Source organism: Streptomyces sp. NPDC058274, from assembly GCF_042881375.1.
Classification (GTDB): Bacteria; Actinomycetota; Actinomycetes; order Streptomycetales; family Streptomycetaceae; genus Streptomyces.
Map to the genome: position 1 here is coordinate 911053 of NZ_JBHVXW010000001.1, position 15355 is coordinate 926407.

At 72.2% G+C, this 15355-nt stretch carries 10 protein-coding genes; 4 read left to right on the forward strand and 6 right to left on the reverse strand.

Annotated features, from left to right (window positions below; genetic code table 11):
• Nucleotides 1-9 precede the first annotated feature (9 nt).
• Both ACFVYF_RS04115 and ACFVYF_RS04120 read left to right on the forward strand, forming a co-directional pair.
• The gene (locus tag ACFVYF_RS04115; RefSeq protein ID WP_389450361.1) at nt 10-1743 is read left to right on the forward strand and encodes an ABC transporter ATP-binding protein; all 1734 of its coding nucleotides are present in this window, start codon (nt 10-12) and stop codon (nt 1741-1743) included.
• On the forward strand, nt 1743-3671 hold the full coding sequence (locus ACFVYF_RS04120) for an ABC transporter ATP-binding protein (protein WP_389450364.1): 1929 nt from the start codon (nt 1743-1745) through the stop codon (nt 3669-3671). The genes ACFVYF_RS04115 and ACFVYF_RS04120 overlap by 1 nt, the downstream gene beginning before the upstream one ends.
• A 107-nt stretch (nt 3672-3778) precedes the next feature.
• Here ACFVYF_RS04120 and ACFVYF_RS04125 read toward each other — a convergent pair whose 3' ends face one another.
• The 5 genes from ACFVYF_RS04125 to ACFVYF_RS04145 form a co-directional block, all read right to left on the reverse strand.
• The gene (locus ACFVYF_RS04125; protein ID WP_389450366.1) at nt 3779-5107 is read right to left on the reverse strand and encodes an RNA polymerase sigma factor; all 1329 of its coding nucleotides are present in this window, start codon (nt 5105-5107) and stop codon (nt 3779-3781) included.
• A 225-nt stretch (nt 5108-5332) separates the two neighbouring features.
• Nucleotides 5333-7234 (reverse strand): DNA primase, encoded by a 1902-nt coding sequence (dnaG, locus tag ACFVYF_RS04130; protein ID WP_389450369.1) that lies wholly within the window; start codon nt 7232-7234, stop codon nt 5333-5335.
• 111 nt (nt 7235-7345) lie between these two features.
• On the reverse strand, nt 7346-8611 hold the full coding sequence (locus ACFVYF_RS04135) for an NAD(P)/FAD-dependent oxidoreductase (RefSeq protein ID WP_389450372.1): 1266 nt from the start codon (nt 8609-8611) through the stop codon (nt 7346-7348).
• Between the two features lie 93 nt (nt 8612-8704).
• On the reverse strand, nt 8705-10063 hold the full coding sequence (locus tag ACFVYF_RS04140) for a deoxyguanosinetriphosphate triphosphohydrolase (RefSeq protein ID WP_389450375.1): 1359 nt from the start codon (nt 10061-10063) through the stop codon (nt 8705-8707).
• Nucleotides 10064-10112: 49 nt separating this feature from the next.
• Nucleotides 10113-11021, reverse strand: coding sequence for a sirohydrochlorin chelatase (locus ACFVYF_RS04145; RefSeq protein WP_389450378.1), 909 nt, complete (start codon nt 11019-11021; stop codon nt 10113-10115).
• Between the two features lie 243 nt (nt 11022-11264).
• On the opposite strand from ACFVYF_RS04145, the gene ACFVYF_RS04150 reads away from it, so the two are divergent.
• Nucleotides 11265-11960 (forward strand): vancomycin high temperature exclusion protein, encoded by a 696-nt coding sequence (locus ACFVYF_RS04150; RefSeq protein ID WP_389450381.1) that lies wholly within the window; start codon nt 11265-11267, stop codon nt 11958-11960.
• A gap of 198 nt (nt 11961-12158) precedes the next feature.
• Nucleotides 12159-14273, forward strand: coding sequence for a molybdopterin oxidoreductase family protein (locus ACFVYF_RS04155; RefSeq protein ID WP_389450384.1), 2115 nt, complete (start codon nt 12159-12161; stop codon nt 14271-14273).
• A 507-nt stretch (nt 14274-14780) separates the two neighbouring features.
• Here the strand turns inward: ACFVYF_RS04155 and ACFVYF_RS04160 are convergent.
• Nucleotides 14781-15200, reverse strand: a complete 420-nt coding sequence (locus ACFVYF_RS04160) for a gamma-glutamylcyclotransferase family protein (protein ID WP_389450387.1) — start codon at nt 15198-15200, stop codon at nt 14781-14783.
• Between the last annotated feature and the right edge of the window lie 155 nt (nt 15201-15355).

Below are 15355 nucleotides of genomic sequence, written 5' to 3' on the forward strand. Positions count from 1 at the left end.
AGACCCCGCGTGCTCATACGACTCCTGCGTACCTATCTCAGTCCGTACAAGAAGCCCATCGCCCTGCTGTTGCTGCTGCAGTTCCTCCAGACCTGCGCCACGCTCTACCTGCCCACCCTCAACGCGCACATCATTGACAACGGTGTCGTGAAGGGGGACACGGGTTACATCCTGTCCTTCGGGGCCCTGATGATCGGCATCTCGCTGGTCCAGGTGGTCTGCAACATCGGCGCGGTCTACTTCGGCGCCCGTACGGCGTCGGCGGTCGGCCGCGACATCCGGGCCGGCGTCTTCGACCGGGTGCAGTCCTTCTCCGCCCGCGAGGTCGGCCACTTCGGTGCGCCCTCGCTGATCACCCGCACCACCAATGACGTCCAGCAGGTGCAGATGCTGACGCTGATGGCGTTCACCCTGATGGCGTCGGCGCCGATCATGTGTGTGGGCGGCATCGTCATGGCGCTCGGATTGGATGTGCCGCTGTCCGGCGTGCTCGTCGCCGTGGTGCCGGTGCTCGGCATCTGCGTGACGCTGATCGTGCGGCGGCTGCGGCCGCTGTTCCGGACCATGCAGGTGCGTCTGGACACCGTGAACCGGGTGCTGCGCGAGCAGATCACCGGCAACCGCGTGATCCGCGCCTTCGTACGGGACGGCTACGAGAGGGACCGGTTCGAGAAGGCGAACGCCGATCTCACCGAGGTGTCCCTGGGCACCGGCCGGCTGCTGGCCCTGATGTTCCCGATCGTCATGACCGTCGTGAACCTGTCGTCGATCGCCGTGGTCTGGTTCGGTGCGCACCGCATCGACAGCGGCGGCATGCAGATCGGCGATCTGACGGCGTTCCTCGCCTATCTGATGCAGATCGTGATGTCCGTGATGATGGCCACCTTCATGTTCATGATGGTGCCGCGCGCGGAGGTCTGTGCCGAGCGCATCGAGGAGGTCCTGGCGACGGAGAGCAGCGTCGTGCCGCCGATCGCACCCGTGGTGGAGCTGCGGCGGCACGGGCACCTGGAGATCCGGGGGGCCGGGTTCCGCTACCCGGGCGCCGAGGAGCCGGTCCTGAGGGCCGTCGACCTGGTGGCGCGGCCGGGCGAGGTGACCGCCGTGATCGGGTCGACCGGCAGCGGCAAGTCCACGCTGCTCGGGCTCGTCCCCAGGCTGTTCGACGCCACGGAAGGCACCGTGCTCGTCGACGGTGTGGACGTGGGCACCGTCGAGCCGCAGCTGCTGGCCAGGACCGTGGGGCTGGTGCCGCAGAAGCCGTACCTCTTCGCGGGCACGGTGGCCACGAACCTGCGGTACGGCAATCCGGACGCGACCGACGAGGAGCTGTGGCACGCGCTGGAGGTGGCGCAGGCCAAGGGCTTCGTGGAGGGGCTGGAGAACGGCCTCGACTCCCCCATCGCGCAGGGCGGCACCAACGTCTCCGGTGGTCAGCGGCAGCGGCTCGCGATCGCCCGCACCCTGGTGCAGCGGCCGGAGATCTACCTCTTCGACGACTCCTTCTCCGCCCTCGACTACGCGACGGACGCGGCGCTGCGGGCGGCGCTGGCCGAGGAGACCGCCGAGGCCACCGTCGTCATCGTGGCGCAGCGGGTGTCGACGATCCGGGAGGCCGACCGGATCGTGGTCCTCGACGAGGGCCGGGTGGTGGGCTCCGGACGGCATCACGAGCTCATGGCGGACAACGAGACCTACCGGGAGATCGTTCTCTCCCAGCTCACGGAAGCGGAGGCTGCCTGATGGCCGGGCCTATGGGGCGGATGATGGCCGGGGGCGGCCCCGATCAGCGCTCGATGGATTTCAAGGGGTCCGGCAAACGGCTCCTCGCACAGTTCAAGCCCGAGCGGGCCACGATGTTCGCGATGCTGTTCGCCGTCGTCCTGAGCGTGGGCCTGTCGGTGGTCGGTCCGAAGATCCTCGGGCGGGCGACCGACCTGGTGTTCGCGGGCATCATCGGGCGGGAGATGCCCGCGGGTGCCACCAAGGCCGAGGTCCTCGCGTCCATGCGGGAGCGCGGTGACGGCGGCATGGCCGACATGCTCTCCGGTACGGACTTCACACCGGGCGAGGGCATCGACTTCAACGCGGTCGGCGAGGTGCTGGGGCTCGCGCTCGTGGTGTTCGTGCTGGCCGGCCTGCTGATGGCGGTCGCGACGCGGCTGGTCAACCGGGCGGTCAACATGACCGTGTACCGGATGCGCGCGGACATCCAGGCGAAGCTCTCGCGGCTTCCGCTGTCGTACTTCGACAAGCGGCAGCGCGGTGAGGTGCTCAGCCGCGCCACCAACGACATCGACAACATCGGGCAGACCCTCCAGCAGTCGATGGGCCAGCTCATCAACTCGCTGCTGACCATCATCGGCGTCCTCGCGATGATGTTCTGGGTCTCGCCGCTGCTGGCCCTGGTCGCACTGATCACCGTGCCGCTGTCCTTCGTCATCGCCACGCGCGTCGGCAAGCGCTCGCAGCCGCACTTCGTGCAGCAGTGGCGGACCACCGGAAAGCTCAACGCGCACATCGAGGAGATGTACACCGGGCACACCCTGGTGAAGGTGTTCGGGCGGCAGGAGGAGTCGGCCGCGCAGTTCGCCGAGCAGAACGAGAAGCTGTACGAGGCCGGGTTCAAGGCGCAGTTCAACAGCGGGATCATGCAGCCGCTGATGATGTTCGTCTCGAACCTGAACTATGTGCTGGTGGCGGTCGTGGGCGGGCTGCGGGTCGCGTCGGGCTCCCTGTCGATCGGTGACGTGCAGGCCTTCATCCAGTACTCGCGGCAGTTCTCGATGCCGCTGACGCAGGTCGCGTCGATGGCCAACCTGGTGCAGTCCGGGGTCGCCTCGGCCGAGCGGATCTTCGAGCTCCTCGACGCGGAGGAGCAGGGCGCCGACCCGGTCACGACCGAGCACCCGGCGGAGGTGCGCGGACGGGTGGCGCTGGAGAACGTGTCCTTCCGCTACGACCCCGACAAGCCGCTCATCGAGGACCTCTCGCTGAAGGCCGAGCCCGGGCACACGGTCGCGATCGTCGGTCCGACGGGAGCGGGCAAGACCACGCTGGTCAATCTGCTGATGCGGTTCTACGAGGTCACCGGCGGGCGGATCACGCTCGACGGGGTCGACGTCGCGAGGATGTCCCGGGACGAACTCCGGGCGCAGATCGGCATGGTGCTCCAGGACACCTGGCTGTTCGGCGGCACGATCGCGGAGAACATCGCGTACGGCGCCTCCCGGGACGTCACCCGGGGGGAGATCGAGGAGGCGGCGCGGGCGGCCCACGCGGACCGGTTCGTGCGCACGCTGCCCGAGGGGTACGACACCGTCATCGACGACGAGGGGTCGGGGGTCAGCGCCGGTGAGAAGCAGCTCATCACCATCGCGCGGGCGTTCCTGTCCGATCCGGTGATCCTCGTGCTCGACGAGGCGACGAGTTCGGTCGACACCCGTACGGAGGTGCTCATCCAGAAGGCGATGGCGAAGCTCGCGCACGGGCGTACGTCGTTCGTGATCGCGCACCGGCTCTCCACGATCCGGGACGCGGACACCATCCTGGTGATGGAGAACGGGGCCATCGTCGAGCAGGGGGCTCATGCGGAGCTGCTCTCCGCGGGTGGTGCGTATGCGCGGCTGTATCAGGCCCAGTTCGCGCAGGCGGTGGCCGAGGTGGACTGAGGGCTTCTTTCGCCCCCTCCGCCCCTGCCAGTCCCCGGGGCCCGCCCCCGGCCCCCGCTCCTCAAACGCCGGAGGGGCTGATGTTCAGCCCCTCCGGGTGCGCGCCCTCAGTCCAGGTAACCCCGCAGCTGGTCCGCGAAGGCGTGGTCCCTCAGTTTGTTGAGGGTCTTGGACTCGATCTGGCGGATGCGTTCGCGGGTGACGCCGAAGATGCGGCCGATCTCCTCCAGGGTGCGGGGCCGGCCGTCGGCCAGGCCGTAACGGAGCTGGACGACCTTGCGCTCACGCTCGCCGAGCGTGGACAGGACCGCCTCCAGATGCTCACGGAGCAGCAGGAAGGCGGCGGACTCGACGGGACTGGCCGCGTCGCCGTCCTCGATCAGGTCGCCGAGCGCCACGTCGTCCTCCTCGCCCACCGGCGCGTGCAGCGACACCGGTTCCTGGGCCAGCCGCAGGACTTCGCTGACCCGCTCGCCGGGCAGGTCGAGGTGGGCGGCGACCTCGTCGGGGGTCGGCTCGTAGCCCCGCTCCTGGAGCATGCGCCGCTGGACCCGGACGACCCGGTTGATCAGCTCGACCACGTGGACGGGGACCCGGATCGTGCGGGCCTGGTCGGCCAGCGCGCGTGACATGGCCTGGCGGATCCACCAGGTGGCATAGGTCGAGAACTTGTACCCGCGGGCGTAGTCGAATTTCTCAACTGCCCTGATCAGGCCCAGGTTTCCCTCCTGGACGAGGTCGAGCATGGTCAGTCCGCGGCCCACGTACCGCTTGGCGACGGACACGACGAGCCGCAGGTTCGCCTCGATCAGCCGGCGCTTGGCCATCCGGCCCATGACGACGAGCTTGTCCAGGTCGAGGGCGAGCTGGCTGTCCAGGTCGCGGGCGAGCCGCAGCTTCTCCTCGGCGAAGAGGCCCGCCTCGACGCGGCGCGCGAGCTCGACCTCCTCGACGGCGGTGAGCAGGGGGATGCGGCCGATCTCGCGCAGGTACTGGCGGAACAGGTCGGAGGAGGGACCGGTGTCGGCCGCGGCACGGCTGCGGGACCGCTCGACGGGCTCGGGCTCGACGACCTCGGGCTCGGCCTCGGCTTCCGGTTCGGTGGCGTCGGACACGGCGCCCTCGCCGGGTGGCTCGTCGGGTTCGGCCGGGCTCCCCGGGTCCGCCTCGGGGTGGTGCGTGGCACGGCTCTGCGGGGGGACCGCCGCGACGACGCCGGTTTCCGCGTCCGTGTCCGTGGTGTTGTCGGTCTGTGTGAGGGTCTGGGTCTGCACGGGGGCGACCTCCAGGAATGTCGCTGCTGAGGCATGCGGCAGCGGTACGTCGGGGATGGGGTCGACGGCCTTGCCGCTGACCATCCCGTAGTCGTTTGGCGGAACCGCGGGGATGGGGGACCCGTCGCGTACGGGTCGGCCGCGCTCCGAGGACTCAGGCACCGGAACCCAGTGTGGAGTACGACACATCGCTGCCACGAGGGGCGTGCGGTGACTTTTTGCGTCCGGTCCGTGACCGCATGGTTACCCTGCCGGACGAGTGCGCAGTCCAGGGCGGTCCGAACGGGGCGAAAGTCGCACGTGCCGGATGCCTGTGCCGGGCGCACCGCGCACCGGGGCGGCGACCGGAGGCGGCCGGGGCCGACGCCGGGTCCCGGTGCCGCACCGTCAGAGCGCCGCCGCGCCCCGCTCCCGCAGCGCCTGACCGTACTGCTGGAGGACCCACAACTCGTTCTGTACGGCGGCCAGATGGGCCGGGTCGCCCTGGGTGCTCGCGCGGCTCAGCGCCCCCTGGACATCGCGGATGCGGCGGTCGACGGCGCGCCGGCGGACCATGACGAGCTGGTCGCCCGCATAGGTCTCGTCGACGGTCCTGCGCAGGATGGCCTCGACGGCCAGCTCCGTGACCATGGCGCGGACCGCGTTGTCCGGGGCGGCGTCGCGGACCTGGACCAGATACTCCTGGGGGTCCTGGACGCCGGACTCGGCACCGCCCGCGTCCATGATCGCCTGGCGCACGGCCGCGTACGGCGGGGCGGTGAACTCGTCGAGCCCGTACGCGTCGAAGGCCGGGGAGACCAACTCCGGTCGCTGGAGGGCGAGTTTGAGGAGCTCGCGCTCGGTGGCGAACACGGGGTTGCGGAGGGTGAGCGCGGGACCGCCGGCCGGTGCCTGGGCCGCCGCGTACGTCTGCTGGGGGCGCTGGGAGGCGGGGGCCGGGCCCTTGCCGCCGCGGTCGCGGGACCAACGGGCCAGCTGGGCCACCCGCTTGACCACGAACTGGGTGTCGAGGATGCCGAGCATGCCCGCGAGCTGGACCGCGACCTCGTGCTGCGCGCCGCTGTTCTTGATGCGGGCGACGATCGGGGCGGCCTCGTCGAGCGCGGCGGCGCGGCCCGCGGGGGTCTCCAGGTCGTAGCGCAGGACGATCTGGCGGAGCGCGAACTCGAAGAGCGGAGTGCGGGGTTCGACCAGGTCGGCAACTGCTTCGTCGCCCTTGGCCAGGCGCAGTTCGCAGGGGTCCATGCCGTCGGGGGCGACCGCGATGTAGGTCTCGGCGGCGAACTTCTGGTCGTCCTCGAAGGCGCGCAGGGCCGCCTTCTGGCCGGCCGCGTCACCGTCGAAGGTGAAGATCACCCGCGCCGAGCCGTTGTCCATCAGCAGGCGGCGGAGGATCTTGATGTGGTCGCTGCCGAAGGCCGTGCCGCAGGTGGCGATGGCGGTGGTGATGCCGGCCAGGTGGCAGGCCATGACGTCCGTGTAGCCCTCGACGACGACCGCGCGGCTGGCCTTGGCGATGTCCTTCTTGGCGAGGTCGATGCCGTAGAGGACCTGGGACTTGCGGTAGATCGGCGTGTCGGGCGTGTTCAGGTACTTCGGGCCGTTGTCGGAGTCGTAGAGCTTGCGCGCGCCGAAGCCGACCACGTCGCCGCCGATGTCCCGGATCGGCCACATGAGGCGGCCGCGGAAGCGGTCGATGGGGCCGCGCCGGCCCTCCTGGGAGAGCCCGGAGAGGACCAGCTCCTTGTCGGTGAAGCCCTTGCCGCGCAGATAGCGGGTGAGGTGGTCCCAGCCCTGGGGGCTGTAGCCCACACCGAAGTGGGCGGCGGCGGCCTGGTCGAAGCCGCGCTCGGCCAGGAACTTACGGCCCGTGTCCGCCTCGGAGCTGGTGTCGAGCTGCTCGATGTAGAACTGCGCGGCCGCCTTGTGCGCCTCGACCAGGCGGATGCGCTCGCCGCGCTGGTTGGAGGGGTTGTACCCGCCCTCCTCGTACCGCAGGGTGATGCCCGCCTGGCCGGCGAGGCGCTCGACGGCCTCCGAGAACGTGAGGTGGTCGACCTTCATCACGAACGTGATGGTGTCGCCGCCCTCCTGGCAGCCGAAGCAGTGGAACAGTCCCTTGCTCGGGCTGACCTGGAAGGACGGTGACTTCTCGTCGTGGAAGGGGCACAGGCCCTTCAGATTGCCGCCGCCCGCGCTGCGCAGCTGGAGGTACTCGGACACCACGGCGTCGATCGAGACCGCGTCCCGAACAGCCTTCACGTCCTCGTCGTTGATCCGTCCTGCCACGGGGAGAGTCTACGGCGACTCACCGACACTCCTGGGGCGCGCCGGCCGTCCGCCGGGGTCCCGGGGGCCGGCCCCCGGATCCGCGGCGCGGCGGCCGGGCGCCGGGGCCGGTCATGGCACCAGGCTCTCCAGGGGCACATGGGGGTCGGCGAGTGCCTCGGTGTCCACCTGGACCCGGGACCGGATGAGGGCCTGGATGGGCTCCGTGACGTCCCACACATTCACGTTCATCCCGGCGAGGACCCGGTCGTCCTTCACCCAGAAGGCGATGAACTGCCGCTTTCCGGCGTCGCCGCGGATCACCACCTGGTCGTACGAGCCCGGCGGCGCCCAGCCCGAGTACTCGAGCCCGACGTCGTACTGGTCGGAGAAGAAGTAGGGCACACGGTCGTACGTCACCTCCTGGCCGAGCATGGCGCGGGCCGCGGCCGGGCCGCCGTTGAGGGCGTTGGCCCAGTGCTCGACGCGCAGCCGGGTGCCGAAGAGCGGGTGGGGGAAGGAGGCCACGTCGCCGGCCGCGTGGATGTCGGGGTCGGAGGTGCGCAGCCGGGCGTCGACGGCGATGCCGCCGCCGTGCGCGCGGTCGGCGAGGGTGAGGCCGACGGCCTCGGCCAGGCCGGTGCGCGGGGCGGCGCCGATCGCGGCCAGCACGTCGTGCGCCGGGTGCTCCTCGCCGTCGTCCGTGCGGGCGGCCAGCACGAGGCCGTCCTGGCCGACGATCTCGGTGAGCCGGGCGCCGAAGTGGAAACGGACTCCGTGCTCGCGGTGCAGCTCGGTGAAGAGCTGGCCCAGCTCGGGGCCGAGGACGCCGTGCAGCGGGGTCGCCTCCGGCTCGACGACGGTGACCTCGGCGCCGTACTCACGGGCCGCGGCGGCGACCTCCAGGCCGATCCAGCCGGCGCCCGCGATGACGATGTGGCCGTTGTCGCGGCCGAGGGCGGCGAGAACACCCTTGAGCCGCTCGGCGTGGGCCAGGCGGCGCAGGTGGTGGACGCCCGTCAGGTCCGTGCCCGGGATGTCGAGCCGGCGGGGCTCGGCGCCGGTGGCGATGAGCAGCTTGTCGTAGTGGACGAGGGTGCCGTCGTCGCCGAAGCGGACGGTCTTCGCCACCCGGTCGACGGCGTCGACGGTCTGGCCGAGGTGGAGCTCGATGTCGTTCTGCGCGTACCAGCTCGGTTCGTGGACGAAGACGCTGTCGCGCTCCTCCTTGCCGAGCAGGTAGCCCTTGGAGAGCGGCGGACGCTCGTAGGGGTGGTCGCGCTCGTCACAGATCAGTATCACCCGCCCGGTGAACCCCTCCGCGCGGAGCGTCTCGGCCGCCTTCGCGCCGGCCAGACCTCCTCCGACGATGACGAATGTCTGATCCGCGTCGACCACTTGATGCCTCCTCGTAAGGGTGTCGCCACATGCGAGCGTCCCGCACGGAGTGTGATGCGGGAAGAGGGAGTGGCCCGATCAGGCCACGCAGGGTCACCCTCGGCCGCCGCCGTCGGGGCGGGTGGTGAACCTGAGGTGCAGGGAGCGTGCCGAGGCGTCCGTGAGCGAGGCGATCTGGTCGACGAGCACGCGCTTGCGGGCCCGGTCGTCCGGGGCCGTGTCGAACAGGGCGCGGAACTGCGGGTCCAGTCCGTCCGGAGCGCGCGCGGTGAGCGCCTCGGCCAGCTCGGCGACGACGATCCGCTGGTCGGCGCGGAGCCGCTCCTGCTCGGCGCGCTGCATCACGTAACGGTCGGCGACCGCCTTGAGGACCGCGCATTCGTGGCGGGCACTCGTCGGTACGACGAGTTCGGCGGCGTACCGGGAGAGGCGGCCGCTGCCGTACCGCTCGCGGGTGGCGGCCTCGGCGGCGAGGCAGAAGCGGCCGATGAGCTGGCTTGTGGCGTCCTTCAACCGGGCCTGCGCGACGGCCGATCCGTCGTATCCGTGCGGCCACCACTCCTGGTCCAGGAGGCGGTCGAGGGCTTCGTCGAGCTCGGCGGGGTCCGTGTCTGCGGGTACGTACCGCCCGATGGCCACCGCGAAGATCGCCTGCCGCTCCGGCTCGGCGTGCAGACAGTTGGGGTCGATGTGACCGGCGTGCAGGCCGTCCTCCACGTCGTGCACCGAGTAGGCCACGTCGTCGGACCAGTCCATGACCTGGGCCTCGAAGCAGATACGGGTGCCGGGGGCGCCCTTGCGGACCCAGTCGAAGACCGGCCGGTCGTCCTCGTAGACACCGAACTTGGGTGACTTGGGGTCGGCGGGATGGCCGCCGCGGGGCCAGGGGTACTTGGTGGCGGCGTCGAGGGCGGCGCGGGTGAGGTTGAGGCCGACGCTGACGAGTTCGCCGGACTCCTCGGAGCGGACGAAGCGCTTGGGCTCGATGCGGGTGAGCAGCCGCAGTGACTGGGCGTTGCCCTCGAAGCCGCCGCAGTCCTCAGCGAATTCGTTCAGTGCCTGTTCGCCGTTGTGCCCGAAGGGCGGGTGGCCCAGGTCGTGCGAGAGGCAGGCCGCCTCGACCAGGTCGGGGTCGCAGCCGAGGGCGGCGCCCAGCTCGCGGCCGACCTGGGCGCACTCCAGGGAGTGCGTCAGCCGGGTGCGGGCGCTGGCGTCCCAGGCCTGGCTGCGCGTGCCGGGGGTGACCACCTGGGTCTTGCCGGCGAGCCGGCGCAGGGCGGAGGAGTGCAGCACGCGCGCGCGGTCGCGCTGGAAGGCGGTGCGGCCGGGGCGTTTGTCGGGCTCGACGGCCCAGCGCTCGACGGCCGCCTCGTCGTACGCGGCGGGCAGGGTGTGGTTCTCGTGGGGCTGGGGCGGGGTGGTGCCTTCGGTCTTCGGTGCGGTGCCTTCCATGCCCCGACAGTAGACGCAGGCAGTGACAAACGGGACGCGGCCGTCCGGTTCAGGCCGAGGCCAGGGCCCGCTCGGGGGCGGGCTCGGGGGTGGCAAGGGCCTGGTCGTAGCGGTGCAGGACGAGGCGGGCCATCGCCGGGTGGGCGCCGAGCGGGGCGGCGGCGATCCAGGGGGCGGCGGCCGCGCACTCCGTGGCGAAGCGGCCGGGGGCGGTGAAGTAGGAGGCGACGGCGACCCGGTGGCGGCCGCGGGCGGCGAGGGTGCGCAGGGCGGCGCTGACGGTGGGCGTCGCGGCGGAGGCGTACGCGGGCACGACCGGGACGCCGAGGCGCTCGGCGAGCAGCTGGGCGGTGCGACGGGTGTCGACGCCCGCGTCGGGGTCACGGGAGCCGGCGGCGGCGAGGACGACACCGCTGGAGCGGCGGGCGGCATCGCTCATCCGGGTCCGCCAGCCGGCCTCCACGAGCCGCGCGTACAGCGTCTCCACGAGGAGGGGGTGCGGGCCGAGCGGGGCGGCGACGCGGGTGCGCACCACGTCCGGGGCGGCGGCCGCGGCCTCGGGGATGTCGTGCTTGACGTGGTGGCCGCGGCTGAGCAGCAGCGGGACGAGGACGGCCTCACCCGGGTCCGCGGACGCGAGCGTGTCGGGCAGCAGCGGCTCGTTGAGCTCGATGTGGCCGAGGCGCACCGGCAGGTGCGGGCGCAGCTCACGGATCCGTTCGATCAGCACGCGTACGGTGCTCAGCGTGCGCGGGTCGCGGCTGCCGTGCGCCACCAGGACGAGCGTCGGCGGCGCCGGGCGGCGGGTGCCGTTGAGCGAGACGAGGCTGAGCTGGCTGCCGAGCTGGCTGGTGATCCGGTTCATGAGTTGCGCCGTACTGTCGAGGTGGGTGCCGCGGAGCGTGGGGCCGCCGGGGCCGGCAGGCGACTCGTCGCGAAGAGGGTTCGACGCCGTCATGGGCCGATCCTGACGGTAGGAGGTTGCCGTCCCGTTGCGCGGGCATGACGGGTGTTTTCCGGCGGATCACCATGGGGTGAGGGGAAGGTGTGAGGCGCGTCCCCCCGCGGTCGCGGCGCCCGGGGTGAGCCCCTTCACGCCGGGGAGGCGAACCGTATCGCCTTGCACTGCGTCCCCCTTTGTCGAACGCCGAACGCCGAACGCCGAACGCCGAACACCGACGTCACTGGGGGTACACCGACCATGCGCCTGCCGCGCCCGGGCTTCCGCAGGCCGTCGCTGCCGCGCACCCGCGCGGGACAGCGCCGGGCCGTGCAGGGATTCATGCTGCTGTGCGTGCTCGCGCTGCTGCCCGCGACCTGGATGTTCGTGTCGACGGGCGACCGGCTGCGGACCATCGCGGACGTGCCGCGGACCGAGGTGGCGGTGGTGTTCGGGGCCGGGCTGTGGGAGGGCGAGCCGTCGCCGTATCTCGCGCACCGGCTGGACGCGGCGGCGAAGCTGTACCGGGACGGGCGCATCGAGGTCGTGCTCGTCACCGGTGACAACAGCCGCGAGGACTACGACGAGCCGGACGCCATGCGGACCTATCTGACGCGGCGTGGGGTGCCGGACCGGCGGATCGTCAGCGACTACGCCGGGTTCGACACCTGGGACTCGTGCGTGCGGGCGAAGAAGATCTTCGGTGTCGACCGGGCCGTGCTGATCAGTCAGGGCTTTCACATCCGGCGGGCCGTCGCGCTCTGCGAGGCGGCGGGGGTGTCGTCGTACGGAGTCGGGGTCGACGCCAAGCACGACGTCACCTGGTACTACGGGGGTGCGCGGGAGGTGTTCGCGGCGGGGAAGGCCGCGGTGGATGCCGTGTTCCGGCCTGATCCCCGGTTCCTGGGGCCCCGGGAATCCGGGGTGACCCGGGCGCTCGGAAGCGCGGGGCGCTGACCTGTTTCTGTCGAGGGTTTTCGCCCCCTCCGCCCCTTCCCGTCCCGTACTCGGGGCTCCGCCCCGGACCCCGCTCCTCAAACGCCGGAGGGGCTGGATTTCCCTCACGGTGGCGTCCAGGCCGACGGGAGGTCTCCGCCGCGGGTGCGTAACGGAGTGCGTCCCGGGGTGAAACACGGTCGTCGCACGCTGGGCGGCATGGAGAACTCCGTGACGCCGACGCACTGCCCGTACTGCGCCCTGCAGTGCGGGATGAACCTGACGCCGGCGCCCGGCGGAGGCGTCGAGGTGACGGAGCGGGCGGACTTCCCGGTGAACCGGGGGGCGCTGTGCGGCAAGGGCCGTACGGCGCCGGCGCTGCTCTCGTCCCGGGTCCGGCTGACCTCCCCGCTGGTGCGCAGGGCGGGCGTCCTGGAGCCCGCCACGTGGGACGAGGCACTCGAACGGATCGCCGGGGGATTCTCCCGCATCCGGGCGGAACACGGCCCGGACGCGTGCGCGGTCTTCGGCGGGGGCGGCCTCACGAACGAGAAGGCGTACGCGCTCGGGAAGTTCGCCCGTGTCGTCCTCGGCACCTCGCAGATCGACTACAACGGGCGCTTCTGCATGTCGTCGGCTGCGGCCGCCGGCATCAAGGCGTTCGGCCTGGACCGCGGGCTGCCGTTCCCGCTGGAGGACATTCCGAGGACCGGGTGCGTGATCCTCGTCGGTTCGAACCTCGCCGAGACGATGCCGCCGGCGCTGCGGTATCTCACCGAGCTGCGGGCGAACGGCGGCAAGCTGATCGTGATCGACCCGCGCCGGACGCGTACGGCCGAGCAGGCGGACCTGCATCTGGCGCCGCGGCCCGGCACGGATCTGGCGCTGGCGCTCGGTCTGCTGCACCTGGTGGTGGCCGAGGGGCGCACGGACGAGGAGTACATCCGCGACCGTACGAGGGGATGGGAGGAGGCCCGGGCGGCGGCGATGGCGCACTGGCCGGAGCAGGTGGAGCGGATCACAGGTGTGTCCGTGCCCCAACTCCGCGAGACGGTACGGATGTTCTGCGAGCCGTCCACCGCCATGGTGCTCACCGCACGCGGGCCCGAGCAGCAGTCCAAGGGCACCGACACCGTGGGCGCGTGGATCAACCTCTGTCTGGCGACCGGCCGTGCGGGCCGGCCGCTGTCGGGGTACGGCTGTCTCACCGGGCAGGGGAACGGACAGGGCGGGCGCGAACACGGCCAGAAGGCCGACCAGTTGCCCGGTTACCGCAAGCTGACGGATCCGGCGGCGCGGCGGCATGTGGCCGAGGTGTGGGGCGTGGACCCGGACTCGCTGCCGGGGCCCGGGCGCAGCGCGTACGAACTCCTCGACGCGCTGGGCACGGACATCCGCTCGCTGCTGCTGATGGGCTCGAACCCGGTGGTGTCCGCGCCCCGGGCCGCCCATGTCGAGGAGCGTCTGAAGTCGCTGGACCTGCTGGTGGTCGCGGACGTCGTCCTCTCCGAGACGGCCGCGCTGGCCGACGTGGTCCTGCCCGTTACCCAGTGGGCGGAGGAGACGGGCACGACGACGAACCTGGAGGGCCGGGTCCTGCTGCGGCGCCGGGCGGTCAGCCCTCCCGACGGGGTGCGCAGCGATCTCGACGTCCTGCATGAACTGGCCGACCGCCTGGGCGTGGAGAAGGGCTTCCCGACTGATCCCGAGGAGGTCTTCGAGGAGCTGCGCCGGGCGAGCGCGGGCGGTCCCGCGGACTACTCGGGGATCACCTACCGGCGGCTCGCGGAGGAGGCCGGAGTCTTCTGGCCCTGCCCGGCGCGGCCTGCCCACGACGACGCTCCGGGCACGCCCCGGCTCTTCCTGGACCGTTTCGCCACCGACGACGGACGGGCGAACTTCGTGGCGGTCGCGCACCGGCCGATCGCCGAGGAGCCGGACGCCGAGTACCCGGTGCTGCTCACCACCGGGCGGGTGGTCGCGCAGTACCAGTCGGGGGCGCAGACCCGGCGGGTCGACGAGCTGAACACCGCCGCGCCCGGGCCGTTCGTGGAGATGCATCCGCGGCTGGCCGAGCGGCTCGGCGCCCTGGACGGCGACACCGTGGCCGTCGTCTCCCGCCGCGGACGGGCCCTCGCACCGGCGCGGGTCACCACCGCCATCCGCCCCGACACCGTCTTCATGCCCTTCCACTGGCCGGGCGAGGGGCGGGCCAATACGCTGACCAACCCGGCGCTCGACCCGACCTCCCGCATGCCCGAGTTCAAGGCGTGTGCGGTCCGCGTGGAGACCGTCGGACCTCCCGCACCCGGCGTCGGCGCGGTCCCCCACTGACCGGCGCCCGCGCTCCCGCTGACCCCGTGCCCGCGCTCCCCGGAGACGGCCGGCCCCGCCCACACCGGCGCCGGTCCGGTCCGGCGCACCGGCTGACCGGCGGCAAGGCGCAAGAGGTGACCGGGCCGCACCCGCACCCGGACCGGTCCGGTCCGGCGCACCGGCTGACCGGCGGCAAGGCGCAGGAGGTGACCGGGCCGCACGGGCACCCGGCACCGGTCCGGTCCGGCGCACCGGCTGACCGGCGGTAAGGCGCAGGAGGTGACCGGGCCGCACCGGCACCCGGACCGGTCCGGTCCGGTCCCCCACTGACCCGCGCCCGCGCTCCCCGGAGACGGCCGGCCCCGCCCACACCCGGCACCGGTCCGGTCCGGCGCACCGGCTGACCGGCGGCAAGGCGCAGAAGGTGACCGGGCCGCACGGGCACCCGGCACCGGTCCGGTCCCCCGGCTGACCGGCGGCCGTGTCCCGGCGTGACCAACGGCCCCCCGGGCGCGCCGGCGCGGCTCAGCGGCGGGTGTGCCAGTCGCCGCTCTCGATGAGCTTGCCGCGGGCGCGCAGCCGGGCGGCGACGGTGGGGGCGGCCACGTACACCCAGGCCCGCACGACCGCCCCGTCCGGGCGGGTCACCTCCCGGGCCACGCGCTGGTAGGGACTGCGCGGGTCGCCCGGCACGTACTCCTCCAACCGGTCGAGCGCGCCCAGCAGTTGCCCGTACGCCTCGCGCAGCGCGGTGATCACCTCCCCGCTCACCTCTCCCCCGTGCTCCTCCACGGCGTACGGATAACCGGGCCCCTCGTAGAGCACCAGTCCCCGCATCCGCCCCGGCTCCTCGGACTCCGTGCGTCCGCGCAGGAAGAGGTCGTGGTTGTGCTCGCCGGGGCGCAGGGTGCCGTAGACGAAGAAGGGCAGCGCCGGGCCGGTCAAGAGGCCGTGTCCGCGCGGGCCGGCGCCGGTGCCTTCTTCGCGGCGTCGTTCGTGGTCAGGACGGTGAGCCAGTCGGGCGTGGCCATGATCGGTCTCCCTCTCGCGCTGTCGCGGACGCCGCTGCGAGGCCCCCACGGATGTCCTCCCGGACGCCC